The organism is Mesorhizobium sp. NFR06, from assembly GCF_900115245.1.
In the GTDB taxonomy this organism is placed as follows: domain Bacteria; phylum Pseudomonadota; class Alphaproteobacteria; order Rhizobiales; family Rhizobiaceae; genus Mesorhizobium.
Genome location: NZ_FOVT01000039.1, coordinates 1 through 1,313, shown reverse-complemented (window position 1 = coordinate 1,313; position 1,313 = coordinate 1). Strand labels below are relative to the sequence as shown.

At 59.1% G+C, this 1,313-nt stretch carries 1 protein-coding gene and 1 pseudogene; both read left to right on the top strand.

Going from position 1 to position 1,313, the window contains the following annotated elements; translation table 11 throughout:
• The first annotated feature begins 517 nt into the window (after positions 1 to 517).
• Positions 518 to 844, top strand: coding sequence for a hypothetical protein (locus F3H96_RS31680; RefSeq protein WP_348530106.1), 327 nt, complete (start codon positions 518 to 520; stop codon positions 842 to 844).
• Between the two features lie 207 nt (positions 845 to 1,051).
• Positions 1,052 to 1,313: pseudogene (locus tag F3H96_RS30370) on the top strand (hypothetical protein); the annotation flags it as partial.

The following is a 1,313-nucleotide window of genomic DNA, read 5'->3' as shown; positions in this document are numbered from 1 at the left end:
GCTCGTCAGGCTCATAACCTGAAGGTCACAGGTTCAAATCCTGTCCCCGCAACCAAAAAAACGGCCCGCCTCCCGCGGGCCGTTTTGTTTTGAGCGCCTTGCTCACGAATCAATCCTTCCGGCTCAATCCTTCTGGCGCGCTCCTGTGTCGGTTTGCTCCCGGCTCAGCCGGACGCTGGAACAGCCGCGTTTGCATACGACGAGAGTAGTGGCGGATAAATCCCGGGCGCGAATCTCGATCGGCGCCGGCGCGAGAGTGACTGGCGGCTTTCTATGCCGCAGAACCAGGCACCGAGAGTCCCCCCGCCTGAGAATCATAGGCATGAAGCGTGGCTGTATATACGGGCGCACTGTTAATTATTGCTATTGCTATTGGCCCTGATCGGGCGCCTGATTTCTCCGGGAGATTGCCATGCCCAACTACGCCCTGAACGACCATCATGAGAGCTTCATCAGGAAGCAGTTGGAATAAGGCCGCTACAACAATGCCAGTGAGGTTGTTCGCGCAGGGCTGCGTATGCTCGAGGATTTCGAGGCGGAGCGGGAAAGATGGCTGCGTGAGGAAATACCGGCGCGCCTGGGCGAACTCAAGCGGGACCGGGGCATTCCTGCCGAGACGGTTTTTCGCGGCTCGAGGCGCGTCACCGCGCGAAGCAGGCGAAAGCCAAGTCGGCAAATGGAGTACCGGGTCGTCTTCCACCCCAAGGCGGAAGCTGAACTCGAACAGTTCTATGACGACATAGCCGACCGCGCGTCGCCGGTGATCGCCTGGAATTTCATCGTCGGCATCAGCGACCACTGCCTGGCCTGTCGACTTTTCCACAGTGCGGCACAGAGCGGGTAGAGATCATGCCTGGACTGCGGATCATCGGCTACCGGCGTGCCGTCAGCATTGTCCTTGCGGTCGAGGACGAACAGGTCTTGATCCTGGGCATCCTTTCACGCCGGTCGGAACATCCCGGCGGAATTGCTGGAACGCCGCCTCTGAACCGCTGCTCGGTTCGGCGCGGCTGTCGATAGTTTTCAAGCAAGGCAGGCGATTTTCAAGCCGATGGCACGCGCCGCCATCGAGGAGCGTCGAGCCTCGGTGGACGTGATCGGCAGCGGAACAGCACTCAAATTCTCAGGCAAGCCAACTCACGAATTTCAGCTCCGTGGATATCTGCACGAGAATTCGAAAAAACATCGCCGATTGCGGTTGACAGTTTGGATAGGTGGCGACTATATACGCCCCACGAACGAGGGCGGTGCGCCGCTGGCGACGAAGAAGTTCGCTTCTAAATCTGCCCTCTGCGAAATTCAAGAGAGCCGCG

Bases quoted from the DNA above. Each gene is read 5' to 3' on its own strand.
- F3H96_RS31680 (WP_348530106.1), top strand. From the start codon at position 518: ATGCTCGAGGATTTCGAGGCGGAGCGGGAAAGATGGCTGCGTGAGGAA.